At 57.3% G+C, this 26,176-nt stretch carries 25 protein-coding genes and 1 pseudogene; 14 read left to right on the top strand and 12 right to left on the bottom strand.

Features of this window, described 5'->3' with window-relative positions; genetic code table 11:
* Nucleotides 1-24 precede the first annotated feature (24 nt).
* The 9 genes from AAC622_RS04290 to AAC622_RS04330 all read right to left on the bottom strand — a co-directional run bounded on the left by AAC622_RS04290 (nucleotide 25) and on the right by AAC622_RS04330 (nucleotide 8,483).
* Nucleotides 25-1,203, bottom strand: a complete 1,179-nt coding sequence (locus AAC622_RS04290) for an NAD(P)/FAD-dependent oxidoreductase (RefSeq protein ID WP_340260487.1) — start codon at nucleotides 1,201-1,203, stop codon at nucleotides 25-27.
* On the bottom strand, nucleotides 1,200-2,264 hold the full coding sequence (locus AAC622_RS04295; protein ID WP_340260488.1) for an Ldh family oxidoreductase: 1,065 nt from the start codon (nucleotides 2,262-2,264) through the stop codon (nucleotides 1,200-1,202). The genes AAC622_RS04290 and AAC622_RS04295 overlap by 4 nt, the downstream gene beginning before the upstream one ends.
* A gap of 76 nt (nucleotides 2,265-2,340) precedes the next feature.
* Nucleotides 2,341-3,534: an FAD-binding domain-containing protein gene (locus tag AAC622_RS04300; protein WP_340260489.1), complete on the bottom strand. Its 1,194-nt coding sequence runs from the start codon at nucleotides 3,532-3,534 to the stop codon at nucleotides 2,341-2,343.
* Nucleotides 3,535-3,601: 67 nt separating this feature from the next.
* Nucleotides 3,602-4,150, bottom strand: a complete 549-nt coding sequence (locus AAC622_RS04305) for a carboxymuconolactone decarboxylase family protein (RefSeq protein ID WP_340260490.1) — start codon at nucleotides 4,148-4,150, stop codon at nucleotides 3,602-3,604.
* Nucleotides 4,151-4,165: 15 nt separating this feature from the next.
* Nucleotides 4,166-6,202, bottom strand: a complete 2,037-nt coding sequence (locus tag AAC622_RS04310; protein ID WP_340260491.1) for an NADH:flavin oxidoreductase — start codon at nucleotides 6,200-6,202, stop codon at nucleotides 4,166-4,168.
* A gap of 109 nt (nucleotides 6,203-6,311) precedes the next feature.
* Complete coding sequence (locus AAC622_RS04315) at nucleotides 6,312-6,662, bottom strand: hypothetical protein (RefSeq protein ID WP_340260492.1); 351 nt, start codon at nucleotides 6,660-6,662, stop codon at nucleotides 6,312-6,314.
* Nucleotides 6,663-6,838: 176 nt separating this feature from the next.
* Complete coding sequence (msrA, locus tag AAC622_RS04320; RefSeq protein WP_340260494.1) at nucleotides 6,839-7,339, bottom strand: peptide-methionine (S)-S-oxide reductase MsrA; 501 nt, start codon at nucleotides 7,337-7,339, stop codon at nucleotides 6,839-6,841.
* A 3-nt stretch (nucleotides 7,340-7,342) separates the two neighbouring features.
* Nucleotides 7,343-7,786 carry a peptide-methionine (R)-S-oxide reductase MsrB gene (gene msrB / locus AAC622_RS04325; protein ID WP_340260495.1) on the bottom strand — a complete coding sequence of 148 codons (444 nt, stop codon included), beginning with the start codon at nucleotides 7,784-7,786 and terminating at the stop codon, nucleotides 7,343-7,345.
* A 142-nt stretch (nucleotides 7,787-7,928) separates the two neighbouring features.
* A complete protein-coding gene (locus tag AAC622_RS04330; RefSeq protein WP_340242585.1) occupies nucleotides 7,929-8,483 on the bottom strand; it encodes a YcbK family protein in 555 nt (184 codons plus the stop codon).
* A 423-nt stretch (nucleotides 8,484-8,906) separates the two neighbouring features.
* On the opposite strand from AAC622_RS04330, the gene AAC622_RS04335 reads away from it, so the two are divergent.
* Genes AAC622_RS04335 through AAC622_RS04350 form a run of 4 tightly spaced genes read left to right on the top strand, consistent with a single transcriptional unit; the run spans nucleotide 8,907 to nucleotide 13,265 of the window.
* Complete coding sequence (locus tag AAC622_RS04335; protein WP_340260496.1) at nucleotides 8,907-10,613, top strand: L,D-transpeptidase family protein; 1,707 nt, start codon at nucleotides 8,907-8,909, stop codon at nucleotides 10,611-10,613.
* Between the two features lie 53 nt (nucleotides 10,614-10,666).
* Complete coding sequence (locus tag AAC622_RS04340; protein WP_340260497.1) at nucleotides 10,667-11,758, top strand: UDP-3-O-(3-hydroxymyristoyl)glucosamine N-acyltransferase; 1,092 nt, start codon at nucleotides 10,667-10,669, stop codon at nucleotides 11,756-11,758.
* 32 nt (nucleotides 11,759-11,790) lie between these two features.
* On the top strand, nucleotides 11,791-12,057 hold the full coding sequence (locus AAC622_RS04345; RefSeq protein WP_340260498.1) for an acyl carrier protein: 267 nt from the start codon (nucleotides 11,791-11,793) through the stop codon (nucleotides 12,055-12,057).
* Nucleotides 12,054-13,265, top strand: coding sequence for a beta-ketoacyl-[acyl-carrier-protein] synthase family protein (locus AAC622_RS04350; protein ID WP_340260500.1), 1,212 nt, complete (start codon nucleotides 12,054-12,056; stop codon nucleotides 13,263-13,265). Before AAC622_RS04345 ends, AAC622_RS04350 begins: the two co-directional genes overlap by 4 nt.
* Nucleotides 13,266-13,287: 22 nt before the next feature.
* Here the strand turns inward: AAC622_RS04350 and AAC622_RS04355 are convergent, their stop codons facing one another.
* Entirely contained in the window at nucleotides 13,288-13,800 is a 513-nt protein-coding gene (locus AAC622_RS04355; protein ID WP_340260501.1) for an invasion associated locus B family protein, read from the bottom strand.
* 481 nt (nucleotides 13,801-14,281) lie between these two features.
* Here AAC622_RS04355 and AAC622_RS04360 point away from each other — a divergent pair.
* The 10 genes and pseudogenes from AAC622_RS04360 (at nucleotide 14,282) to rpsI (ending at nucleotide 23,752) form a co-directional block, all read left to right on the top strand.
* Nucleotides 14,282-15,826 (top strand): annotated as a pseudogene (locus AAC622_RS04360) (helicase HerA-like domain-containing protein).
* A 152-nt stretch (nucleotides 15,827-15,978) separates the two neighbouring features.
* Complete coding sequence (locus AAC622_RS04365) at nucleotides 15,979-17,958, top strand: heme lyase CcmF/NrfE family subunit (protein ID WP_340260502.1); 1,980 nt, start codon at nucleotides 15,979-15,981, stop codon at nucleotides 17,956-17,958.
* Nucleotides 17,955-18,431: a cytochrome c-type biogenesis protein gene (locus AAC622_RS04370; protein WP_340260503.1), complete on the top strand. Its 477-nt coding sequence runs from the start codon at nucleotides 17,955-17,957 to the stop codon at nucleotides 18,429-18,431. The genes AAC622_RS04365 and AAC622_RS04370 overlap by 4 nt, the downstream gene beginning before the upstream one ends.
* Nucleotides 18,432-18,458: 27 nt before the next feature.
* Complete coding sequence (locus AAC622_RS04375; RefSeq protein WP_340260504.1) at nucleotides 18,459-19,235, top strand: enoyl-CoA hydratase-related protein; 777 nt, start codon at nucleotides 18,459-18,461, stop codon at nucleotides 19,233-19,235.
* A 113-nt stretch (nucleotides 19,236-19,348) separates the two neighbouring features.
* Nucleotides 19,349-19,831: a 3-hydroxyacyl-ACP dehydratase FabZ gene (fabZ, locus tag AAC622_RS04380; RefSeq protein ID WP_340260506.1), complete on the top strand. Its 483-nt coding sequence runs from the start codon at nucleotides 19,349-19,351 to the stop codon at nucleotides 19,829-19,831.
* The gene (lpxA, locus tag AAC622_RS04385) at nucleotides 19,831-20,631 is read left to right on the top strand and encodes an acyl-ACP--UDP-N-acetylglucosamine O-acyltransferase (RefSeq protein WP_340260508.1); all 801 of its coding nucleotides are present in this window, start codon (nucleotides 19,831-19,833) and stop codon (nucleotides 20,629-20,631) included. The genes fabZ and lpxA overlap by 1 nt, the downstream gene beginning before the upstream one ends.
* A gap of 11 nt (nucleotides 20,632-20,642) precedes the next feature.
* Nucleotides 20,643-21,428, top strand: coding sequence for an LpxI family protein (locus AAC622_RS04390; protein ID WP_340260509.1), 786 nt, complete (start codon nucleotides 20,643-20,645; stop codon nucleotides 21,426-21,428).
* Nucleotides 21,425-22,612: a lipid-A-disaccharide synthase gene (gene lpxB / locus AAC622_RS04395; protein ID WP_340260510.1), complete on the top strand. Its 1,188-nt coding sequence runs from the start codon at nucleotides 21,425-21,427 to the stop codon at nucleotides 22,610-22,612. The genes AAC622_RS04390 and lpxB overlap by 4 nt, the downstream gene beginning before the upstream one ends.
* A 168-nt stretch (nucleotides 22,613-22,780) precedes the next feature.
* A complete protein-coding gene (rplM, locus tag AAC622_RS04400) occupies nucleotides 22,781-23,239 on the top strand; it encodes a 50S ribosomal protein L13 (RefSeq protein ID WP_340260511.1) in 459 nt (152 codons plus the stop codon).
* Nucleotides 23,240-23,242: 3 nt separating this feature from the next.
* Nucleotides 23,243-23,752, top strand: a complete 510-nt coding sequence (rpsI, locus tag AAC622_RS04405; RefSeq protein WP_340260512.1) for a 30S ribosomal protein S9 — start codon at nucleotides 23,243-23,245, stop codon at nucleotides 23,750-23,752.
* Between the two features lie 98 nt (nucleotides 23,753-23,850).
* On the opposite strand, the gene AAC622_RS04410 is transcribed toward rpsI, so the two are convergent.
* A complete protein-coding gene (locus tag AAC622_RS04410; protein WP_340260513.1) occupies nucleotides 23,851-25,254 on the bottom strand; it encodes a methyl-accepting chemotaxis protein in 1,404 nt (467 codons plus the stop codon).
* Between the two features lie 128 nt (nucleotides 25,255-25,382).
* On the bottom strand, nucleotides 25,383-26,165 hold the full coding sequence (locus tag AAC622_RS04415; protein ID WP_340260514.1) for a glycosyltransferase family 25 protein: 783 nt from the start codon (nucleotides 26,163-26,165) through the stop codon (nucleotides 25,383-25,385).
* Nucleotides 26,166-26,176: the final 11 nt, after the last annotated feature.

The following is a 26,176-nucleotide window of genomic DNA, read 5'->3' on the forward strand; positions in this document are numbered from 1 at the left end:
GCGGCAACCTTTCTCTCGTTACAATCAGATAAATTTGGTTTTGAAATCGGTGTCATACCCCTCAGGGGCGAGGGATTGGCCTGTGGCCGCCAAAGCCCCCAGGCGACCGATTTCATCACAGCTTTTCGCGGCGGCCCCATTGCCCCCTGTCAGAATGGTCAGGTGATCATCGAGCCGCTCGATATAGGGGTATCCTGTAGCGGTGAAACTGATGACGCATGTATCGGTGTGATAGGATTGCACTGGCAGATCAGGTAAAATTGCCGTCAAATAGCCTTGCAAACGCGCAGCGGCCTCTGCGCTGCCCTGAGAGCGGAACCATGCGGTCATCTCAGCCTGAGTGGTCAGGCTTGGCGAGGCAGGTTCGCCCCCGATTTTCAGATAATATTTCCCATCGGGATATTGGATCGGGGGCAGCAGATACAGGTCTTCATCCATGCGCCCATCTTCGGGCATGGAAATCAGCGTGGGCATCTCGGCCAAGCGCGCCACATCATTGGGCGCGATTTCGGCCAAAAGCACGGTGCGTGCCATCACGTTCATATCGGGGCGGGCGGGCAAAAGCCTGTCAGTGCGCGCATAGCCCCCCGTGGCGATGACGACATGCCCCGCATCCACTGTTTCGCCCGTTGTAAGGGCGACTGTGCCCTGATCCTGGGCCACGGCGGCGGCGTCAATCACTATGCCCCCCGCCTGTTCCATCGCGCGTTCCTCTGCGGCGCGGAATAAGCGGGGGTTGATCCAACCGCCTGCGGCCTCCCATGCGGCGGCTGTTCCTACGGGAAACCGCATAAAGGGAAAGCGCGCGGCAAGCCCTGCATCATCAAGCCGCTCATGGGGAATGGCCAAGGCCTCAGCAGCCTGCAGAAAGGCGCGCGTAAAATCCGCAGCGGGCCCTGCGATTGGCCCTGCCATCATCACCCCGCATGGGGTGTAAAACCTTTGCCCTAATGCCGCCTCAAGTTCACGGTATCGCGCCATTGAACGCAAGGCGAGGCGGGACCAATCCGCCTTTTCAGCAAGGCCGCGCGTGATCCTGCCTGCGTCATGGTGGCTGCCAAAGGGGCCATCATGGGTTGCACGGTTTTGCGGCTCGGAGGGGCCGATTAGGGCCACGCGATGACCCATTTGCGCCAGATACCGCGCGGCGGCTGTGCCCATCAGGCCACGACCGACCACCGCGATATCAAAGCGCCCCGTCACAGCGACAATCCTGTTGTCTTGATCAGTTCGGCAAAGCTTGCTTGGGTAACAGGGTCAAGGGGGATGCCCTTTTGAGCGCGTAAGGCTGCCACATCCCATTCGCGATCCCCAGGCGCCATGACGCGCGCGCCTGTGCGGGGCGTGCTGGTGCGTAGCTTGGTCAGGTAATGCTCCATGCCCGCAATGAACATCTGGCCTGTCAAAAAGGCCTCAGGGTCAATCGCAATCACAAATCCCCCCACGCCCCGCGGACGGGTCATGTCACCGCCCACCATCGCATCGAGATCGGGCGAGATTTTCATGCCCGTGAAAACCGCCGAAAAGATTTCTGCAACGCCCCCCAATGCGGCCCCCTTAAACCCGAATTCGCCCCCGAGCGGGGCCAACATTTCAGCTTTATTAGGGTCGGTTGTGTTCACACCTGCGGCGTCAGATGCGACATCTTCGGGCAAGGCCACGCCAAGGGAGGCATAAAGTTGCACGCGGTTATAGGGCACGGAACTGGTCGCCATATCCAGAAGCCAAGGGTTGCCTGCGGTGGGAAAGGCGATGGAGATCGGATTGGTGCCGTGAAACCGTTCGGCCCCGTCATGCAGGCGCACAAGACTGTCTGAATTTCCAAAGACCATCCCACCCATCCCGCGCTTGGCCAAGGCCATGGTATAGGCCCCCGCAGCGCCGTAATGCGAGCTGTTCATCACCCCAACCGCACCAATGCCCGCCTCACGGGCTAAATCGGCGGCATGATCCGCTGCAGCATAAAGTGCGCGCGCACCATGCGCATCATCCGCGTCCAACATGCCCGTGCCTGCACGGGTTTTGGTGAATTTGAGATTGGGGTGCGGGTTGACACGCCCGCCGCGCATCACCGCCTGATAATGCGGCAAAAGGCGGAAGCCGTGGCTGTCTACGCCATGCAGGCTGGCATGCATCATGGCATCTGTAGTGGTGGTGGCCGTGGCCTCATCTGCGCCCGCAGCGCGCAATATGGCGTGGCTGAAATTTGTTATTGCCTCGGCACTGACCCAAATTTGATTATCATCCTGCCCTTGCGCTGTCATTTTATCCTCCCGCCAGCTTACAATTTCGCGCATGTTGCCTCAGCGCCACGGGCGATGCCAGTTAAGAATTTATCTCTCAATCCAATGCGGCAATCAGCTGGGGGATTTTCTGTTTTACCTTGAAGAAACCCGCCGTGGCATGGGGCCATATCCTTTGATCCCAAGGGTCGCACCATTCGGCGAAGGCGATATTTGCGGCCTCAAGGGGCCTGCGCGCCTTGGTCATCCAATCGAATAACGGCCCTTGCGGGATATAGGGAGTGGCGATTTGCACGGCCCCAAGCCGCGTGGCCATTTGCGCCAAGAGTTTTGGATCGCGCGCCTCGACCATTTCAGCGGTCAGGCCAAGCTGATTTGCACAATCGCGAATGGCCTCGGCCTCGAAGGCGGCGACATCTGGGCTTGCAAGGCGTAAATGCGATTGGGTCAACCCCACCACGGCAACGACATCAAGGCCCGCGATATCCGCGCCTGTGATCCCGCAGTCTTCATCAGTGATCAGCAAAAGGGTTTTCGCCCCTGCCTGTGGCGCAACGGGGCGGCGCAGCGGTAGGGTTGGGGGCAGACCATCAGGTTCGGTCGCTTCAAGCCCTTCTGTCACCACGGCCAAATCTACATCGCGCGGGTTAAATCGGTTTTGCGTGAATTTTGCGATGTTCCACGCCTCCGCCGCGTAGAATTTGCCCCGCGTATGTAGGCCCGCGACCCATCGCCAGCCCAAGGTATTAGAAGCTGCATCCCCATCCATAAGATGACGATAAAAGAAATCCGCGCCAAGCCGCCATGGCAATCGCAGCGTGAATATCCAGATCGAGGCAAACCACATCCGCGCGTGATTGTGCAGATAGCCTGTTTCAACCAATTCGCGCGCCCAATGGTCAAAGCAGTCTATCCCCGTGCGCCCTTCGATGGCGCGGGTATAGGCGCGGGACAAGTTGCGATCTTGGTCGAGCGCGCCCATATCGGCCTCAAGACCTGATACGTAACTGCGCCATATGGCGGGGCGCATCTCAAGCCAGCCCTTGAAATAGCTGCGCCAAATCACCTCTTGAATGAATTTTTCAGCGGAAACCGCGCCATGTGTGCCAAGCGCGGTTTTGACAACCTCTGCTTCGCGGATCAGGCGGCGGCGGATATAAGGCGACAGGCGCGACACAGATTTATGTGCGCCATGTCCCAGATCGTAATTGCGGCCATTGGCATAGGCCTTGCCCATTTTGGGAGTAAATTCTACTAGACGTGCCTCTGCCTCTGCCCGTGTGGCCTGCATGTTTTTGCCTCGCTTGGATGTGCTTTGCGCATCTAGCTAAGGCAGCAGGGGGCGAGGTCAACTGCGCCTAAGCGCCCTCAAACGGCGTTTCGCGCAGCTCGCGCGCGACCGCCTCATCCAGCGGTGGGGGGAAGGAGTTAAGGATAAAACCAAGCGTGCTGTAAAAGCCCACTGTGGCAATCAAATCAAAAATGCCCTCTTTGCCAATTTCCGCCTCAAGCGGCCCCTGCATCTGGGGGGGGATCGCGCGCGTGGTCATCAGGGCATCGACTGCGCGGGCGATGGTTTGATCTTGACCTGTGATCTCGTCAATTGGGCCTGCGAGACGCGCGATGCGGTGATCTTCAAACCCAAGGGCGCGCGCACGGCTGACATGATGCGCCCATTCATAATCCGAGCCCATCCAATGCGCGGCACGAAGGATCACCACCTCGCTCAATTCGGGGCCAAGCGCGGTTTTGACCACCACATGATCCCGCAAATCCGCCCAAGCCCGTAATAATGCAGGGTGATGTGCCATCACCCGATAGACATTCAACCGCCCCGCAAACCCCGCTTGCATATCCGCGATTTCGGCGGGCCAATGGGTGTTGTCTAGGGGCGGGTAGCGGGTCATTTTTGGGCTCTTTCCTTAGAGGCTGCGCGCAAGGCGCAACCCATCATAAATTGCGGCATGAGTGTTGCGCGGTGAGACTGCATCACCAATGCGGTAGAGGTCAAACTGCCCGTCTGGATTTCTGATAATCTTTTGGGACTGCCCTGTAAGAAAGGCATGGTAATCCATCTCGCCCAGATTGCGCGACTGTGGTTTGAGCGCAAAATAAAGATCATCAAGCGGCGTTGTGCCTTGATTGACCACGACCTGATCCACCTCGCGGGTTTCGATTTTGTCGCTATAGTCACTGATTAAATGCGCGGTCAGGCGATTGCCTGTGCGCGTTACATGGCTGAGATACCATGTGATGGTCATCTGCGCGCCTGAGTGTTGCAGCGCACGAATATAGGGGGTGAGGTTCATGCCCATCACCTCGGGCGCGATGGCGCGGTCGCGGGTGACGATCTCAATGCTGCGGGCATGGGGGGCTGCAAATTCCGCGGCCTGCAACCCCGCGTGATCGCCTGCCTCATCAAAGATCAGCATATCGCCTTCGGGTTTGACATCGCCCGATAAAATATCCCATGCGCTGCAAATGAGGTCGCTGCCCGTCTCTAACCCCCCTTCGCGGGCCATCCCGCCTGTGGCCACAATCACCACATCGGGCGCAGTCGCCAAAACATCTTCGGGTTCGGCATAGGTGTTATATTGCAGGCGCACGCCCAGCTTTTCGCATTGTGCAACCCGCCATTCGGTGATCGCCAGCATCTCGCGGCGGCGGGGCGATTGCGCGGTGAGGCGAATTTGCCCGCCTGCCTGCGGGGCGGCCTCAAGGAGATGCACCTGATGCCCGCGCGTGGCCGCAACCCGCGCGGCCTCAAGGCCCGCAGGGCCCGCGCCGATAATGGTGACGCGGGTCGGGGTGTCCGTTCGGGCAATCTTATGCGGTTGGCTTAATTCCCGCCCCGTTGAGGGGTTATGCAAACACAGCGCCTTTTCGCCCTGATAGATGCGGTCGATACAGTAATTTGCCCCCACGCAGGGGCGAATATCCTCCTCGCGTCCTTCGAGAAGTTTTGCCATGATATGCGGGTCGGCAATATGTGCCCGCGTCATCCCCACCATATCCAACTTGCCCGCAGCAATGGCATGGCGCGCGGTCGATAAATCGGGAATACGCGCGGCGTGAAAGATCGGGATGCCCGTTTGCGCGCGTAACTCGCCCGCAAAATCCAGATGCGGGGCCGAGGCCATGCCCTGCAACGGGATCACGCGGGTCAGGCTTGCATCGGTGTCGATATTGCCCCGAATGACGTTTAGGAAATCGACCAACCCGCTGTCGCGCAGGCGGCGGGCAATCTCTTGGCCTTCGGTGGCAGAAATACCGCCCTTGATATCTTCATCGGCCACAAAACGGACGCCAACGATGAAATCATCCCCAACGCGGGCACGAATGGCGCGCAGGACATTCATCGAAAAGGCCATGCGCGTCTCAAGCGTTTCAGCCCCGTATCGCCCGTCTAGGTGATTGAGGCGGGGCGACCAAAACGCATCCATCAAATGGCCGTAGGATTCCAATTCGATCCCATCTAGCCCTGCATCCCTCATCCGTTCAGCCGCATCGGCATAATCACTGATGATCCGCGCGATGTCCCAATCCTCAAGCACTTTGGGATAGGCGCGATGTGCGGGTTCGCGCAGCGCACTTGGCGAGAGGACAGGCAGCCAATCGCCTGTGTCCCACCGCGTGCGCCGCCCCAGATGGGTGAGTTGGATCATCACAGCCGCGCCCTCGTCATGCACCTCGCGGGCAAGACGGGCCATATGCGGGGTAATCTCGTCCCGATATGCCAAGAGATTGCCAAAGGCGGGTGGGCTGTCGCGGCTGACCACGGCAGAGCCCGCCGTCATGGTCAGCGCAATGCCAGCACGGGCGCGCTCCACATGATAGGCGCGATAGGCATCGGTGGGCAGGCCATCCTCGCTATAGGCGGGCTCGTGGCTGGTGATCATGACCCGATTGCGCAAGGTCAGATGTCTCAGCTGAAACGGCTGCAAGATCGGGTCTGCCATAGGATGCCTCTTAGCGGTTCGCGACTGTGTCAGCCTAGGCTGGCCGTGACGGGCTCTGCTTGTCAAGGAAGGGGCGCGTCAAGACAAGGCGCGTTTGCGCCATTTGCGCCTAGGCGGCCTCTGCCATGACCCAATCTGCCGGCAGGGCATTGGCCAAGACCAATTCGGCATTTGGCAGGTCATTCGCATCGCGCCTTGCGCGGGCCGCTTCGGGTGTGTGGCCGTGATCAATCCATCTCTGCAACAGCCGCGCCTCGATTTCCGCGCGTGGAGGCATCAACATAATTGCGCTGTCCCAAAACTTGCGCAAATCACGCCATCCGTCTTGATCCAAAAGCAGATAATTGCCTTCGACAATGACAAATTCCGCGGAGCGGGGCAGGGTGGCTGTCCGCGCGGCACTGCTCAATGGATCAGATGTTATGGCCGATCCTGCCCCCCCCCTCAGATGCAGGATCATGGGACGAAGCAGGCGCCAGAAAAGCCCGAGATCATCCCCACACCGCAACGCCCGTATCTGCAACGTGAGGCCAGCACGGGCGGTGTTGTTTGGGAAGATTTTTAAACTTGATGGAACCGCAGAACGCAAAAATGGGCCAGCGATTTGGCCCATTTTTTGATCTAATCGGTTGTCTTTTAGGCTCGCTTTGGCAAGACCCAATCAGGGCGCGGGAAATGACAGGTATACCCATTGGGAAGGCGCTCAAGATAATCTTGATGTTCAGGTTCTGCCTCCCAAAACGGGCCCACAGGCGCCAATTCAGTCACAACCTTTCCAGGCCAAAGCCCCGATGCGTTGACATCTGCGATAACCTCTAACGCGGTTTCGCGTTGTGCTTCATCGACATAAAAAATCGCAGACCGATAGGACATCCCAATATCATTTCCCTGACGGTTCAATGTGGTGGGATCATGAATTTGAAAGAAAAACGCCAACAGATCACGATAGGTTAAGCGCTCGGGATCAAAGAAAATTTCAATGGCCTCGGCATGGGTGCCATGGTTGCGATAGGTGGCATTTTGAACATCGCCCCCCGAATAGCCAACACGGGTTGCACACACCCCATCCATGCGGCGGATCAATTGTTGCATCCCCCAAAAGCATCCACCTGCTAAAACCGCCCGTTCTTGCGCCATTGTTTACGCCTCCAACATCATCAGATAATCGCCATACCCTTCGGCCTGCATATCTGCTTCGGGAATGAAACGTAAAGCGGCTGAATTGATACAATAGCGCAAGCCCCCGCGATCCTGCGGCCCATCGGGAAAAACATGGCCCAAATGGCTGTCGCCATATTTCGAACGCACCTCAACGCGCACCATCCCATGGCTGAGGTCGCGCTTTTCGACTACCATTTCATCGCTGACGGGCTTTGTGAATGAGGGCCAACCACAGCCAGAATGAAATTTGTCATTCGACAAAAACAGCGGCTCGCCAGATACGATATCCACATAAATCCCGCGCGCCTCTAAATCGGTATAGGCCCCCGTAAAGGGGCGCTCGGTGCCATTTTCTTGGGTAATGTGGTATTGCTCGGGCGTCAGTGCCGCGATGGCCTGCGGCGTCTTTTGATATTTCGTCATGAGGAACGGCTCACTCCTTGTGGGGTTCGAGCCATAATGTGGGGGTGCTGCGCAAATTATCCAGTGAGAATGGCAAGTGACACAAAGACGTTACGCCGAAACGAGCACGTCTTTTGCCGAATTGGGCCGAATATTGGCTGACTTACCCGCCCCAATGGCGGACATCGCCGCAATCCATATGCACAAAGTTCGAGCGCGAATACCGCCCAACCCCACCTGCGGCGCAGCTTTCGGCCGCGCGCGCAATTTGACTGACGCTGCGGGAGGTGAGGCGCAAATCAGCCGCCTCGCCAACCATATGGAGTGAGTTGCGCGCAACACCTGACGAGCGTTGACGCAGCATCGCGTTGGTTGCAGGCGAGCGATAGCCAGACAACAACAGATACGGTTCATTCGTATCCAAAAGGTTATGAGAGGCCGCCATGATGTCGAGGGTGCGCGGGTCAATCGCATGCACCTCATTTTGGCGCCAGTCGCGCATGAAGTAGCTGATTTCTTCAATTGCGGGGCGAATATAGTCGCCATCAATCCAGTAAATCATATCCAGCGTTTCGCCCGTGCGGCCATTATGCATGCGCAATTTGCGAAAATCGCCTGCGCCGCGCAAAATCCCAAAGGCGTTGGCCGATACAGGTGCCGCCGCGATCGTTGTCGCAGCAAATGCCCGCAATAAACCCCGACGGCTAATCAATTTCATTCCAGTCCCCATGCTTCTGCCCTGATTACCACTACACTTCCTACGGGTGCCTCTGTCCCTGAGCTGGACGGATCCAGCGTGAATGGCAGCGGGCGGTTTTTTATTCGCACGTTACATCACAAAATATGACACAGGTGAAATGATTGTGAAAGTATTGATTAACCTCTTGGCGGAAAGGGTCTTTCGATTCGGCGGAAATTTGCCAATCGGTGTAATGTGCTGTTTTTGCGTAAAAATTCACCTGCCCCTACTCGGGTTTGGCCTCCTGGCGGCCATCAGACCCTCGTGAAGGGTGAAAAACATCTGTTGCAACGCTGCATAGGCGTGACGCCTGAGCGATCGTGCGGCCGCGATTGAACATGGACGGCGCGGGCCTTCTTCCCCATATTTGGCGTAGGGGTTCGTTTGAAGATAGGTATTATCGTGAGTGTTGAAAGAACTGGTTTTTGGGTTGAGTTGGTGGCTGGGGCGGGCTTAGGCCTGATCATCTCGGGCGCTGCTGTGGCGCAAAGCCTGCCTGCCACGGTGGTCACCTCACCGCCATCATCGGCGCAGTTCTGGCAAGATGTCGCCGCGCGCGAGGCAATGGCGGCCCGCTTTGCCAATAATCCTGAGGTATTCGCCTTTTATGCCGCACGCGACTTTGCGCCAATTTGGACGGGCGAGGGGCCTGAATTTGAGCTGCGCCGTGCTGCGCTGCTTGCGGCCCTTGAGGCATCTGGCGATCACGGCCTGCCGCGCGCGACTTATGACATCGCAGGTTTGCGCGCGGGCTTTGCAACTGGGGCGGATATTGCAACCGAGTTGCGCGCGGCTTTGACCTATCTGGACTATGCACAAGATATCAGCGCGGGGGTCCTAGAGCCTGCGACCTTGGCCGAAGACATTTATAAAACCACCCCACGCCAAAGCAGTGAGGCCTTACTTTCAGGTTTTGCTTCGGCCGATAATCCAATGATATATTTGTCAAATTTGACGCCGCAGCACCCGCAATATGCCCGTCTTCAGCGCGCAATGTTTGATTTGGCGCGCGTGGTTGAAGCGGGCGGATGGGGGGCGCCTGTGGTGGCGGAAAGACTGGAATTGGGCGACCAAGGACCCGCTGTCGCGGCCTTGATCACGCGGTTGCAAGCGATGGGATATCTCGCCGAAGAGCCCAGTTCTGCATCCGTAACCCCATCAACCGCCAATGATGCGCAAACGGCGACCGAAGCGCCCGCGCCAGCCCGGTTCGATGATAGGCTGGTCGGGGCGGTGATACGCTTCCAAGCGGATAACGGGTTAACCCAAGATGGAATTGTTGGCGCCAATACATTGGTCGCGATCAATGTGGATGCCGAAACGCGCCTTAAAGATGTGATCTTGGCCATGGAGCGGCAACGTTGGATGAATTTTGACCGCGGTGAGCGCCATGTTTTGGTCAATATCCCTGACTTCCATGCGACTGTGGTGGATCAAGATGTCGTGACCTTCTCAACCCGTTCGGTTGTTGGCCACCCCGACCCACGCCGTCACACGCCCGAATTCTCGGACGTTATGGAATATATGGTCATTAACCCCAGTTGGACGGTGCCCCGTTCAATCACCACACGCGAATATCTGCCGCAATTGCAAGAAGACCCCACCGCGCAAAGTCAGTTGGAATTGTGGAGCGGGGGGCAAGTTGTCGATCGCGCGCAGGTGGATTTCACCCAATACACGGCAAGCACCTTCCCCTATACGTTGCGCCAAGCCCCCTCAACGAGCAATGCCTTGGGGTTGGTAAAATTCATGTTCCCCAATCCGTGGAACATTTACCTGCATGACACACCTGCAAAAAACCTCTTCGCGCGCGAAACGCGGGCCTACAGCCATGGCTGCGTGCGGCTGCAGGATCCGTTTGATTTCGCCTATCATCTTTTGGCCCCTCAAGTGGACGATCCCGAAGCCTATTTCGCGCATATGATTGCAACGGGCCGCGAAACAACGGTGCGGCTCGAAACGCCGATCCCCGTGCATTTGGTCTATTGGACATCCTTTGTGGACCCCGATGGGCGACTGCAGTATCGCGCCGATATTTACGGGCGCAATGCCGATTTGTGGCAGGCCCTTGAGGCGGCGGGGGTTTCCGTTGCGGCAATCTCAAGTTAAAGGCAAAGGGTGGCCCCGTGGTTGGGCCATAGCAAGAATAAGGCGCATCCCACATGGCTGGCAGCAGCATTGAGCATATCGCCAAAGAATTGGGCGCAAAAGCCGAAGGCGCGGTTGGATTGGTCGTCTCGCGCCTGTCCGAGCCCGCCACTGCGGCCGCTGATCATCTGGCCTTGGCGATGTCAGAAAAATATCTTCCCGATTTGGCCAAAGGACAGGCCAAGGCCGCGATTGTGGCCGAGGGCACGGATTGGAAGGCCCTTGGATTAGAGGCTGCGATTTTAATCGCCCGCCCGCGCTACGCGATGGCGGGTGTCACGGCCCTCATGGATCAAGGGCCACATATTGTGGCCGGAATTCACCCCAGCGCGGTGATTGACCCAAGCGCCCAAATTGGCGCGGATGCCGCCATCGGGCCTTTTGTGGTCATCGGGGCGGGCACCATCATCGGGCCCCGCGCCCGCATCGCCCCGCATGTCAGCATTGCCGAAGGCGCGGAAATTGGTGCTGATGCGTTGATCCATGCGGGTGTGCGCATCGCGCATCATGTGCAAATTGGGGATCGTGTGATCATTCAACCCAATGTGGTGATTGGGGGGGATGGGTTCTCTTTCGTCACCCCAGAAAAATCCCAAGTCGAAATTGCCCGCCAATCCTTGGGGAAATCAGACGCGGCGCAGACCCCGCAATCTTGGGCGCGCATTCACTCCTTGGGGCGTGTCGTCATCGGGGATGATGTCGAAATTGGCGCGGGCGCTGCGATTGACCGCGGCACAGTGGCCAATACGGAAATCGGATCAGGCACAAAGATCGATAATTTGGTTCATATCGGCCACAATTGCCGCATTGGTCGCGATTGCCTGCTCTGCGGGCAGGTCGGGTTTGCGGGATCTTGTAGTGTGGGCGATCGCGTGGTTTTGGGCGGACAGTGCGGTGTCTCTGATAATATCGAGATCGGCTCTGATGTGGTCGCCGCAGGGGCCACCAAGATTTATTCTAGCCTTCCATCGGGCAGAATGGTGATGGGCAGCCCGGCTGTCAAAATGGAGACACATATCGAGATGTATAAGGCGCTAAGGCGATTGCCGCGTCTTGCAAAAACTGTGGCGGCGCTTGAGAAGAAATTGACCAATCCGAAAGGCTAGGCCTTTGGATATGCTGATGGAGGCAAGGTTTTATGTCTGGAGATATTTCTGAGCGGATCATCAAGATCATTGCAGAGCAAGCGGTGCTTGAGACAAGCGATGTCTCGCCTGAAAAAACACTCGAAGATTTGGGGGTCGACTCGTTAGGGTTGGTCGAAGCCATCTTTGCCATCGAAGAAGAATTCGACATTCAGGTGCCGTTCAACGCCAATGAGCCTGACAAAAGTGATTTTGATATCTCATCGCTTGCGGCCATTGTGGCGGCAGTAGAAAAACTCGTGGCCGAGCAGCACGGATGAGACGTGTTGTTATCACGGGTCAGGGCACAATTAATGCATTAGGGCATGATGTGCCGACCACTTTGGCGGCGATGCGCGAAGGCAAATGCGGGATAGGCCCGCTTGATTTGCGCGATGTGGATCGGCTGTCCGTCAAAATTGGGGCGCAAGTGACGGGCTATGATCCAGAGGCGCTGTTCAACCGCCAGCAAATAGCATTCTATGACCGCTTTACGCAATTCACCTTAATCGCTGCGCATCAAGCCTTGGATCATTCTGGCCTTGTCTTTGGCGGCGAGGCGGCCACGCGGGCGGGCGTGGTTCTGGGCACGGCAGGGGGCGGTGTTAATACATGGGACGAGAATTACCGCACTGTCTATGAAGAGGGGAAAAATCGCGTTCACCCCTTTGTTGTTCCCAAGCTGATGAACAATGCCGCAGCCAGCCATGTGTCGATGGAATGGAACCTTAAGGGGCCATCCTTTTCGGTGGCTACCGCCTGCGCCTCGTCAAACCATGCGATGGGTTTGGCCTTTCAATTGATCCGCGGCAGGGCCTGTGACGTGATGGTCACGGGCGGGTCTGAGGCGATGCTCTCCTTTGGTGGGGTGAAAGCTTGGGAAGGGTTGCGGGTCATGTCCAAAGATGCCTGTCGCCCGTTTTCGGCCAACCGCAATGGGATGGTGCAGGGCGAAGGGGCGGCGGTGTTTGTGTTCGAAGAATATGATCACGCCAAACGGCGTGGCGCCGAGATTTTGGCCGAAGTGGTGGGGTTTGCCATGACATCGGATGCGGCGGATATCGTTATGCCGTCCAAACAAGGGGCAGGTCGTGCGATTTCAGGCGCGCTAAAGGATGCGCGGCTGAACCCTGAGGATATTTGCTATATCAATGCGCATGGCACGGGCACGGCGGCCAATGACAAGGTGGAATGCGCGGCTGTTGCCGATGTCTTTGGCCATCACGCCGATGATCTGATGATATCCTCCACCAAATCGATGCACGGGCATTTAATCGGTGGCACGGGCGCGGTCGAGCTGTTGGCCTGTATCATGGCGCTGCGCGATGGGGTGATTGCGCCCACCATCGGCTATGAGGAGCCCGACCCTGAATGCGCCCTTGATGTTGTCCCCAATGAGGCACGAGAGGCCAAGGTTGATGCGGTTCTCTCCAACGCCTTTGCCTTTGGCGGGTTAAACGCGGTTTTGGCGTTAAAAGCAGCGCCCTAAGCGGGGCGCTGCTCATGATGGTTTATTCAGGTTGAAGGCTGGCAAAGGCTGCGGTGAACCCGTCAAAAGACAGGGTTAGGGCAACCTCTGCATCGGGCGCTGGAATTGGCACAATGGTGACAGCCGCCGCCGTGGCCCCCTCGAAGGCGTCAATATTGTCTTGGGTCAGACCGATTTGCACCACGCATCCACCGGGTTGGCAGAAATTGAACGGTAGGCGGTTTTCATCGAATTCATCGACCTTGAACCGAACACCTGGCAAAAGCAGCGTATCAATCGGGGTTGCGATGCTGATCGCGCCCACCGTATCGCCGCCGTCAATGACATCGGCAATACTGACCTCGGCCACGTTATTGCCATCCGTATCTTGCAGCACCTGCGAAATCAGACAGGTTTGCGCGTCGCCTTCGCCGCTGCAAATTTTTGTCCATGCGCCAAAGGTTTCAGTGTCTTGCGCGATTGCCTGTGGGGCCACGCCCCCGCAAAGCGCCAGAGCCAGAACCGTGTGCGAAAGGTGACGTGAAAATCGGGTCATAATATCCTCATATGCCATATGACCCCTGCGCTAACATAGCATGGCACCATTGTCAGCGGGTGCAGCGCGATGTGATCTAAATTCTTGGCCGGCGGGGCAGAATTGCCATGTTTTCCACGCCGCGCATTCCAAATAAAAAAGAGCCTCAAAACGAGGCCCTTTTTTGTTCAGTCTTTGCCACTGATTTATCGCTCCCTGTCGGACCGGCCGACTTATTGAGACGAACGCTATGTCAGGATTTTCATTCCGTCAACAGGGTTTTTTTTATGAAACTGCGATTTTTTGCTGCGGGCCGATGGGGCACAAAAAAGCCGCGCCAGCAGAGAGGCGTGGCGCGGCCAGTCCACAGGTAGAACAATGATGCCAACACCCAAGAGGAGGATACAAAACACACTAGCATCAGCATCACTGCAAATCATACTGGCACAAAAGCATTAAGAATGTATTGTTTGGGCAGGGTTACGAAATTTTGGGGTTACTTATGTCGGATGAGGCCATTTTTATCGGTGGCGGCGGGACGAATTATGCCACGGCGCAGCAGTTGCTTTTGAAATACGCCAATCGCCACGGGCTGATTGCGGGCGCAACGGGAACGGGAAAAACCGTCACCCTTCAAATCATGGCTCAGGCCTTCTCCACGCAAGGCGTGCCTGTGTTTCTCTCCGATGTGAAAGGGGATCTGTCGGGTCTGGCCGAGGCGGGCAGCGCCGGGTTCAAATTGCATGATGCCTTCATGTCGCGCGCGCAGAAAATCGGTCTTGCGCCCCATGAATATCGCGCCTTTCCCGTCAGCTTTTGGGATATTTTTGGCGAAAAGGGCCATCCTATCCGCGCCACGGTGACCGAGATGGGGCCTGTCCTTCTGTCGCGTCTGTTGGAATTGACCGAGGCGCAAGAGGGTGCGTTGACCATTGCCTTTCGCCTTGCGGATGAAGAAGGAATGGATCTTCTTGATCTTAAGGATTTACAGGCCCTGTTGGTTTTTGCGGGCGAAAATGCAGATCAATTGCAATTGCGATACGACAATATCGCGGCCGCCTCTATCGGTGCGATCCAGCGCCGTCTATTGGTGTTAGAGGATCAGGGCGGGGCAGGTTTCTTTGGGGAACCTGCATTGGAATTGGCAGATTTAATGCGCTGCGATGCGGATGGCCGTGGAGTGATCAATATCTTAGCGGCGGATCGTCTGATGATGTCACCGCGCCTTTATGCAACCGCGCTTTTGTGGCTGTTATCAGAACTTTTTGAAACGCTGCCCGAGGTGGAGGATCCCGATAAGTCAAAATTGGTGTTTTTCTTTGATGAGGCCCATTTTCTGTTCAATGACGCGCCAAAGGCCTTGGTTGAAAAGGTCGAACAGGTCGCCCGTTTGATCCGATCAAAGGGGGTGGGGGTGTATTTCGTCACTCAAAACCCCGCCGATGTGCCCGATGAGATTCTAGGCCAACTGGGCAATCGGGAGCAGCACGCATTGCGGGCCTTTACCGCCAAAGACCAAAAAGACCTGCGTCAGGCGGCGGACACCTATCGCCCGAACCCGAATTTCGACACCGCCGAAGCCATCCGCGAGGTAGGGGTGGGGGAGGCTGTAGTGTCCTTCCTTGAGGCAAAAGGCGCACCAAGCGTGGTTGAACGCTGTTTGATCCGCCCGCCATCGTCCAAATTGGGGCCAATGGATGAGGGGGCGCGGCAGGCGATGGTGAAATCCGCGCCTCTGCAGGGCAAATAGCACCCTCTACTCGATCGTGAAAGCGCCTATGAGATCTTACAGGCCCGTGCCGCAAAGGCCGCAGCCGAGGCAGAAGCCGCCGCTGCACGCGAAGTCCAAGAGGTCGCTGAGGCAGAAGCCGCGCGCTAGTTTACCGCAGCGCGCCGTTATACTGCGGGGGGCAGCCCCAAGCGAGAAGCACCCTCGCGTGGCGATAGTGTTGGCACAGCCTTTGCCAAAAGTTTCGCCCGTCAAATGGGCACAAGGGCAGGGCGCGCCGTGATGCGCGGTGTCTTGGGGGCATTCACAGGGCGCTAAGATGTCCCCTGGTAGATCACGGCGCTGTGATCGGGGGTGCGGCTCTTTCGCGCTAACCCCTTGGATGCGGGTGGCTTTGTCGTTACTCTTTGGCGCGAACGGACGGCAAAATCTAGATCATGCGGGTCGCGCTGTGATGAAGGAGGGCAGAGATGATCGTTGAATTTGGCCATTTTGCTTTGGTTTTGGCCTTTGCCGTGGCTGTGTTCCAAATGATTGTGCCCATGATTGGCGCACATAAAAATTGGAGCGCGTGGATGGCGGTTGCCAGCCCTGCGGCCAGCTTGCAATTCGCGCTTGTGGCGATTTCCTTTGCCGCGCTGACCTATGCCTTTGTGACCTCTGATTTCTCGCTGAATTTGGTTGTTGCCAATTCCCATACCGACAAGCCGCTGCTGTATAAAATCAGCGGTGTCTGGGGCAATCACGAAGGCTCGCTTCTTCTATGGGTTTTGATTTTGGCGCTATTCGGGGCCTCAGCCGCGTGGTTTGGTGCAAACCTGCCGCCGCGCCTGCGCGCGCGCGTCTTAGCCGTGCAATCTTCGGTGGGGGTTGCGTTTTACGCCTTTATTTTGTTCACATCGAACCCGTTTTTGCGGCTCGAACTGCCGCCCTTTAATGGCCAAGATTTGAACCCGCTTCTGCAAGATCCTGGTCTCGCCTTTCACCCGCCGTTTTTATACTTGGGGTATGTTGGCCTTAGCATGGCGTTTTCTTTTGCTGTGGCGGCCTTGATCGAAGGGCGCGTTGATGCAGCATGGGCCAGATGGGTGCGCCCTTGGACTTTGGCGGCATGGGTGTTTCTGACCATCGGGATCGGACTTGGGTCTTGGTGGGCCTATTACGAGCTTGGTTGGGGCGGGTTCTGGTTCTGGGATCCAGTTGAAAACGCCTCTTTCATGCCGTGGTTGATTGCGGCGGCTCTGTTGCATTCGGCAATTGTGGTCGAAAAACGCGAGGCGCTGAAAAGCTGGACAATTCTCTTGGCGATTTTGGCCTTTGGTTTCTCGCTGATCGGCACATTTATCGTGCGCTCGGGCATAATCACATCGGTTCACGCCTTTGCTAATGATCCAGAGCGCGGGATGTTCATCCTACTAATCTTAGCCGTTTTCATGGGCGGAGCCTTTACGCTCTATGCCTTCCGTGCTGGCGCGATGGAGGCTAAGGGCGTGTTCTCAACTGTGAGCCGCGAAAGCGGTTTGGTCTTGAATAACCTTCTTTTGGCGGTGTCATCCTTTGTTGTGTTCATCGGCACAATCTGGCCCTTGGTGGCAGAGATGTTCTGGGGCCGCACAGTTTCGGTGGGGCCACCTTTCTTTAATGCGGCCTTCACGCCTTTCGCCTTTGCCATTGCGGTGGCCTTGCCTATTGGGGCGGTGTTGCCGTGGAAACGCGCGCAGCTTGGCCGTGCCATGCGCCTGATGAGTGGTGTGGCCCTTTTGACCATCGCGCTTTTGGGGTTGTTTTATGCGCTTGGAACGGGGCGCTCCTTGGCGGGGTTGATTACCATCGCGCTTGGGGTTTGGCTGGTTGCAGGGGCCGCGGTTGATCTGTGGCAGCGCACAGGGCAGGGGCGTGAGATTGCCGCGAAATTTGGCCGCCTGACCCGCCTGCCGCGCGCCGATTGGGGCAAGGCCGTGGCCCATGCAGGGCTAGGCATCACCTTTATTGGTGTGGGGGCCTTGGTTACCTATCAAATCGAAGATATCCGCGTGGCGCAAATCGGCGAAGAGTTCGATGTGGGCGCCTATCATTTGACAGTGCGCGATGTGCGCGAGGTGCAAGGGCCAAATTACATCTCAACCATGGCCTTTGTCGAAGTCGCCAAAGACGGGCGTATCGTGGATCTTTTGACCCCTGAAAAGCGGATATATCCCGTGGCGGGCATGCCCACCACAGAGGCAGGGATCGACAGTGGCTTTACCCGTGACGTTTATGTGGCGCTTGGCGATCCCCAGTTGGATGGGGGGTGGGCCGTGCGCACATGGATCAAACCTTTTGCAAATTGGATTTGGGGGGGCGCAATTATCATGGCGCTTGGCGGGGCGCTCAGCCTGACCGATCGGCGCTATCGTGTCGCGGCGGGGGCCGCGCGGGATCGCGCGGTTGTTGGGGTGCCTGCGGAATGACGCGGGCCTTAGTAAAAGCCGCGCTTGCCGCAGTATGGTTGATCGCAACCCCCGCGCTTGCGGTGCAGCCTGATGAGGTTTTGCCTGATCCTGCCCTCGAGGCGCGGGCGCGTGAGATTTCAGCAGATTTGCGCTGCGTGGTGTGTCGCAATGAATCGATTGACGAAAGCAACGCCACAGTCGCCCGTGATCTGCGCATTTTCGTGCGCGAACGGATCATGATGGGCGATAGCAACGAGCAGGTCATCGCAGAGGTGGTGGATCGATATGGTGAATATGTGCTGATGCGTCCGCCGATGTCGGGCAGCAATCTGGCACTTTGGCTCGCAGGGCCTGCCTTGCTTTTGTTGGGCTTTGGTGTGGCCTTTGCCTTTATCCGCACGCGAGCGCGCAGCACGAACCCCACAGAAGCAGAGCTCACCCCAGAAGAGCAGGCCGCGCTTGCGCGTATTCTTGGCGACAAGCAAAGTTGAGCCTTCCAAACCCAAATTGAGGCGATCATGAACTACGAGCGGATTCTCTATGAATTGGATGATGGCATTGCGGTGATTACGCTCAATCGTCCCGATGTCTTAAATGCGCTCGACACGCAGATGCGGGCCGAATTGACCTATGCAATTGGTCAGGCGGGGGCCTCTGCGCGGGTTTTGGTGATCACAGGCGTAGGTCGCGCCTTTTGCGCGGGACAGGATCTGGGCGATGCGGGTCGTGTGGCTGATCTCAATCTTGAGCGGGTTTTGCGGGATGAATACATGCCGCTGATCTCGGCGATTGCCGATTGCCCGATCCCTGTGATTGCGGCGGTCAATGGCGTGGCGGCGGGGGCGGGTGCAAGCCTTGCCTTGATCTGTGATGTCGTCATTGCCGCCGAAAATGCGCGATTTATCCAAGCTTTTGCGCAAATCGGCCTCATGCCTGATGCGGGGGCAACTTGGGTTTTGCCCCGCCTCGTGGGGCAGGCCCGCGCCATGGGGGCCGCACTTTTTGGCGAACCTGTCACCGCGCGGGGGGCCGAAGCGATGGGGATGATTTGGCAAGCCACTAGTGAGGCCGAATTTGACGCCACATGGCGCGCCCGCGCCGCGCATTTGGCCAGTGGCCCCACACAGGCCTATAGCAAGATAAAATCTGCACTGCGCGCCTCTGCGCAACAGGGGCTTGAGGCGCAAATGCTGCAAGAAGCCGCGCATCAAGGCGCGCTCAGCCGCACGCGCGATTTCAAAGAAGGCGTTTTGGCGTTTAACGATAAGCGCAAACCCACATTTGAAGGGCGCTAAGGCCGCTTGCGCAGGCTTGCCCCAAGGGGCGCCAAAGTGCTAGAGATGCAAGGCCGCGGGGGGATGCGAACGTCCCACCCACGCAAGGCGGAATTTGATAAAGGAAGACCAAAATGACGGGCGAGAAGCCGAAAGAGGCAGATATTCATCTGATCCAGCGGATTATTCCGCATCGCTATCCGTTTTTGTTGATTGACCGCGTGCGCGATATCGAAGGGTATCATTCGGCCACGGGCATCAAGAATGTCACCTTTAACGAGCCTCATTTTCAGGGTCACTTCCCATCCGCCCCCATTATGCCCGGCGTCACCATCATCGAGGCGATGGCGCAAACCGCCGCAGTGATGGTTGGGGTGGCTATGGATATGGCGGATCGCAATTTGCTTGTGTATTTCATGGGCATTGATGGTTGCAAATTCCGCCGCAAGGTTGTGCCGGGCGATGTGCTCGAGCTGAAAATCGAAACCACGCGCGGCAAACCCGGTGGTAAGGTCTGGCGCTTTAAGGGGCAGGCCACTGTCGAGGGGGAAATGGCAGCTGAGGCTGAATTTACCGCGATGATGGATCTTGAGGGTGCCACGGGTGAGGCGGCGTAATGGCGATTGATCCTTCGGCCTCGATCCATCCATCGGCTGTCGTTGAAAACGGGGCAAATATCGCTGCGGGCTGCCAGATTGGTCCGTTTTGCCATGTTGGCCCTGAGGTGACCTTGCATGAGGGGGTGGTGCTTAAATCCCACGCCGTGGTCACAGGATTGTCCGAAATTGGCGCTGAAACCGTGATTTTCCCCTTCGCGAATATCGGCGATATTCCGCAAGATTTGAAATATGCGGGTGAAAAGACGCAGCTGATTGTGGGCAAACGCAACCGCATCCGCGAAGGTGTGACCATGAATACGGGCACAGATGGCGGGGGCGGGATCACCCGTGTTGGTGATGACAACCTCTTTATGACAGGCGCGCATGTTGGCCATGACGCAATCGTGGGCAACCATGTTGTGGTGGCCAACCAATCCGCCATTGCAGGCCATTGCATCATTGAGGATGGCGTGATCATCGGCGGGCTTTCGGGCATCCACCAATTTGTGCGCATCGGGCGTGGGGCCATCATCGGCGCGGTCACGATGGTAACCAATGATGTCATTCCCTATGGCCTTGTCCAAGGCCCGCGCGGGGCCTTGGATGGACTGAATTTGGTGGGCCTAAAACGCCGTGGCGTGGCCAAGGAAGATATCACCGCATTGCGCGCCGCCTATCAGGCCTTGGCGCAAGGCGAAGGTGCATTTCAGGAACGCGCGCGCCGTCTATCAGAGGAGGCACCAAATTCCCAATATGTGCGGGATGTGGTGGATTTTGTGCTCAAAGGCTCGGATCGGTCATTCTTAACGCCGGGTTGAACGGGGGAATCATGCCAAAACGCGCAATCTTGGCAGGTGGGGGTGCCCTTCCGCAGTCGCTGGTTGAGGCGGGGGACGCGATATTGGTTACCTTCCACGGCACGCCGGTGGACGCCCGCGCATCGCAGCAGATTGAGGCGCGGTTTGAGCAATTGGCCTCCCTATTTGCGCGTCTGAAATCCGAAGGCGTGACGGAGCTGTGCCTTGCAGGTGCAATGCGCCGCCCCGTGTTTGAACCCACCGCGCTTGATGCGGGCACGGCCGCGCTAATGCCGCGCCTTATGGCGGCCTTGCAGCAGGGCGATGACGGGCTGTTGCGCGCCGTGATCGCGCTGTTGGAGGAGCAGGGATTCACCATTTGCGCCCCGCATGACATCCGCCCCGATCTCTTGGCGTCCGAGGGCGTGATGGTGGGCGAGGTCAGCGCAGCTTTGCACGCTGATGCACATCGCGCTGCCGCCGTTTTGGCGGCCCTTGCGCCCCAAGATGTCGGCCAAGGCGCCGTGGTGGCCAAGGGCCAAGTTCTGGCGATTGAAACGCTACCGGGCACAGATGCGATGCTGGAATTCGTGGCGCAGACCTGCCCCAATTCGGGGGGTGTTCTGATGAAGCGCCCCAAGGCAGGACAGGATTTGCGCGTTGATATGCCCGGAATTGGCCCGCAGACAATTGCGATGATGCAACAGGCGGGGCTGTCTGGCTTGGTGGTGCAGGCAGGTGGCGCGCTGATCCTTGAGCGGGCCGATGTTCTCGCCCGCGCGGCATCGGCGGGCATCACCCTATGGGCCGTGCCGTGAAACTGTTTCTCATTGCGGGCGAACCTTCGGGCGATGCGCTTGGGGCCAGCCTGATGGCGGGGCTGAAGGCCGCGCGTTCTGACATTGAATTCTCAGGCATTGGTGGCCCGTTGATGCAGGCCGAAGGGCTAAACAGCCTCTTTCCCATGTCTGATCTGTCGGTCATGGGGCTAGCCGAGGTGCTGCCGCGCCTTCGGCATTTGTTCAAGCGCCGCGATCAGGCGGCCAATGCGGTGATTGAGGGGCAGATTGATGCGCTCATCACTATAGACAGCCCTGATTTTTGCTTGCGCCTGGCAAAGCAGGTCAAGAAACGTGCAACAAAGCTTCCTGTGATCCATTATGTCGCCCCAACTGTCTGGGCATGGCGGGCGGGGCGTGCGCGTAAAATGGCACGCTTTGTTGATCATGTGCTAGCGCTGTTCCCGTTTGAGCCGCCATTGATGCAGGCTGTGGGGATGGGCTGTGATTTTGTGGGGCATCCAGTCGCGCAGATGCCGCAAGCCGCGCCCGAGGACTGTAGCGCCTATCGCGCGGGCCTTGGTGTTGGGGCAGGGGATCCGTTGCTGTTGATGTTGCCTGGTTCGCGGCGGGGCGAAATTGTGCGGCTTGGCCCCCGATTTGGGCAGGTTGCTCGCGGGTTCCTGCAGGCGCATCCACGCGCCCATCTCGTTTTGCCTGCGGCCCCCGCCATTGCCGATGATGTCGCGCAGATGATGGCCACTTGGGATCTTGGGCCCAGGGCACACCTGCTCGATCCGCGTGCCGCAGGCGCGGACTATCCGTATCAAAAATCCTGCGCTTTTGGGGCGGCGGATCTGGCGCTTGCGGCTTCGGGGACAGTGTCTTTGGAATTGGCTGCCGCAAAAACCCCGATGGTGATTGCTTATGATATGGCGCCGCTGTCACGGGCTTTGATGCGGTGGATGTTGAAAATTGACACGGTCACTTTGGTCAATTTGATCAGCGAAACCCGCCATATCCCAGAATTTTTGGGGAAAGCATTTGAACCTGCGCCTGTTTTGACGGCGCTTGAGCGGTTGGTGAGCGATCAGACCGCGCGCAACGATCAAATTCAAGCTGCCGAAGTGAGCATGGCGCGGCTTGGGGCAGGGGATCGCGACCCAAAGGCCCGCGCGGCAGAGGCAGTTTTGCGGGTTTTGGGGAAGGAAATTGTGGGGTAAAATATAACCCCATATTCAAGTAATTGATTTTTATTAATTAATCAGAATTTAGGCGTGCCAAAAAGGCTTGACCTCACCCCGTCTCTGCCGCATAAGCCTGCCATCTTTAACGGGGGTCGCACAGGCGGCCTCTTTTTCGGTCAAAATCTAAGACCAAGGAACGTATACATGAAAACCTTTACCGCAACTCCTGCGGATATCGACAAGTCATGGATCGTGATTGACGCTGAGGGCGTTGTTCTCGGTCGTCTTGCCTCGATCATCGCCATGCGGCTGCGCGGCAAGCACAAGCCGTCCTTCACGCCCCATATGGATATGGGCGACAATGTCATCGTCATCAACGCTGAAAAAGTGCAGGTGACGGGCAACAAGCGCAACAAGCCAAACTATTGGCACACAGGCTATCCCGGCGGGATCAAGAGCCGCACCACAGGCCAGATCCTCGAAGGTGCGCATCCTGAGCGCGTTGTGATGCAGGCGGTCAAGCGCATGCTTCCCGGTGGCCCGCTGTCGCGCCGCCAGATGACCAATCTGCGCGTCTATGCAGGTGCAGCGCACCCGCATGAGGCACAAAACCCCACAGTTCTGGATGTAACATCCATGAACAAAAAAAACACGCGGAGCTAAACCATGGCCGAGACACTCTCTTCGCTCGATGAGCTGAAAGGCGCCGTGGCTGAGGGCTCTGCCCCCGCCGCAGGTGCGACATCCATTTCCATGGATGCCTCCCCCCGCGAGCCTGTGCGCGATGCGCTTGGCCGCTCTTATGCAACGGGTAAGCGGAAAGATGCGGTTGCCCGCGTCTGGATCAAGCTAGGCTCTGGCAAGGTCACCGTGAACGGCAAAGAGATCAAAACCTATTTTGCCCGCCCTGTGTTGCAGATGATCCTGCGTCAGCCTTTCTCTGTGGCTGGTGTGGAAGATCAGTTTGATGTGATGGCAACCGTCAAAGGCGGTGGCTTGTCAGGTCAGGCAGGCGCGGTAAAGCACGGCATCTCTAAGGCGCTGCAGCTTTATGATCCCTCCTTGCGCGGCGCGCTGAAGGCGGCAGGCTTCCTGACCCGTGACAGCCGCGTTGTAGAACGTAAGAAGTTCGGTAAGCGCAAAGCGCGCCGCAGCTTCCAGTTCTCCAAGCGTTAATCTGGATCAACGCTTTTCAAGATTACAAAAAAGGCCACCCGTTTGGGTGGCCTTTTTCTTTGTCCCTTTGACGCGTCCCCATTCTGTGCGCGGTCAATTTACATGGCGCGCGCATAGTCCTGTGGTGTTGGCATTGGCCCGTTCTGTGTTGGATAGGCGTGGTTATGGCCCTGTGTCGCCCCCCCAAGCTGACAGAACTGCAATTCCCCCGTCAGGCCCGTTGCGGCCTTGGTCATGGTGCCGCTGTCTTTGACCAATTCCTCAGCCATCGTCGCGTTTTCTTGGGTTGCGCGTTCCATATTAAAAATGGCGCTATTAATATCGGCAAGGGCGATGCTTTGTTCGCTGACACCCGCCACGATCCCATCGACCTCATGGGCGACTTGGCCAATATCTTCGAAGATGCGGCGCAGTTTGCTGCCTGTTTTATCGACCAAATTAACCCCGCCTGTGACATGGCGGCGGCTTTCTTCGATCAGGGTGCTGATTTCGCGCGCACTATCGGCGCTGCGTTGTGCCAATTGCCGCACCTCCGAGGCCACAACCGAAAACCCGCGCCCTGCTGCGCCGGCGCGCGCGGCCTCAATCGCGGCGTTCAGCGATAGCAGATTGGTCTGCGCCGCGATCCCGTCAATCACGGAAATGATTTGCGCAATGCGATCTGAGCTTTCCTTGATTTTATGCATGGCGGCAACGGCATTGGCCACCACTGCCTCACTTTCGCGGGTGCGGTCACGGGTGGAATTGGCCCCTGACGGAACCCGCCGTGCGGTGTCGACATTCGCCTTTGTCGAAGTGGTGAGTTCCTCAACCGCAGCAGCCGTTTGTTCGATCTGCGCAGCCTGTTCGGTGCCGCGATTTGCCAAGGCATCTGCGGCGCTGTTGATGGCGTGACCCACCTCCTTCACCTCGCGGCTGACATTGGTTGCATTTAGCATCAGATTACCCAATTGCGTTGCGGCCTCATTATAGGCCACAGCCACCTTGGCCAGATCAGGCAGTTGGCTGAGGGTGACCCGCGTGGTTGAATCGCCCTCGCGCAAGGCAAATAGCGCCTCTGCGATTTCCTCGACTGCAGTGACGCGTTCGGTGATATCGGTCGCGACTTTGATAACACGGGTCAGATTGCCGTTCTCATCCTTCACGGGCGCATAAGTGGCTTGGATCCAGATGGTTTGACCTGTCTTGGTGCGGCGTGGAAATTGATCCGTGAATATTTTGCCACCCTTCAGATCATCCCAAAATTTCGCATAGGCCGTGCTACGGGCATAGTCAGGATCCACAAAAAGGGAGTGATGTTTTCCCACCACCTCATCTAACCGATAGCCGAGTGTGGAAAGGAAGTTGTGATTGGCCGTAATGATGGTGCCGTCAATTTTGAAATGAATGACCGCTTGGGTATCATTCACCATGGACAGGAGAGCCTGATCTGCGATTGCAGAAAGGCGGGCCTCTTCGCCATCAATATCATGCTTATGTGGTGTGGCGCGCTGCAGGGTCATGAAGGAATCCGTCATCTATATTCAGTTACAGATGATAACGAACAGCTTAAGGTTGAGTTTAGACACGCGCGCAAAAAATATTTGATGCAATAATTTTTAATTAAAGCTTCTATTTTGCTGCGCTCATCTCATCGTAGAAAGCTGTTTCCCCATGCACGGAATAGTTGAAATATCCGTATGATCAAGCGAGAGATTTCCAGCCATGCGCGATAGGGCAAAACCGTCAAATAGCGCCATTTGGGCAGTTTGAAATCAGGCCCTTGGTTTTGGATTTGCGTCACCTCGCCTGTAATTTGCGCGCAAGGCAGGGGTTTGACGAAAACCGCCCGCAGGCCTGCAAGATATTCGAGGTCAAACATAATGTCATAGGCCAACTGCATGGGCAGTTGCCGCACCAACCATTTGGCCGCGCGCCGATTGACCATATAGGCCCCCGCACCTTTTTCTCGGGTTAGGGCTACGGCCAGGCGATAGCGCCCAGTAAGCCCGCTATAGGGAATGGCGCGGCCCGTGTTCACAGTGGAGAGGCGCAGAATATCCCATTCGCCCGCGCGCGCGATTGCGGCCTGCATCACCTGCCTAAAATCGGGCTCGAATGCAATGTCATCTTCTAAGATCAGCGCGTGATCCGCATCACTGTTTAGAAATTCGCGCAAGGCCTCGATATGGCTGAAGTAACACCCAACCTCAGCAGGCGCGCGTCTGCGGCCATGCAGCAGGCGATAAGCCAAATCGCTGAAATCAGGATGCGGAAACTGCAGCATTTTGCCATCCACCGCCGCGATCCGCTGATAGGGAAGGCTAATCGCCTGAAGCCGCGCGTCAAGTTTGGCCAGGCGCGCAGGTGCGCGATCCAAATTGATCAGATAGGTTTTCACCTTATCAAGGGAGGCGCTTGCAGATTGGGGCATGGATATTATGA

The sequence above is a fragment of the Roseobacter sp. HKCCA0882 genome (genome assembly GCF_037805225.1).
Lineage (GTDB): Bacteria > Pseudomonadota > Alphaproteobacteria > Rhodobacterales > Rhodobacteraceae > M30B80.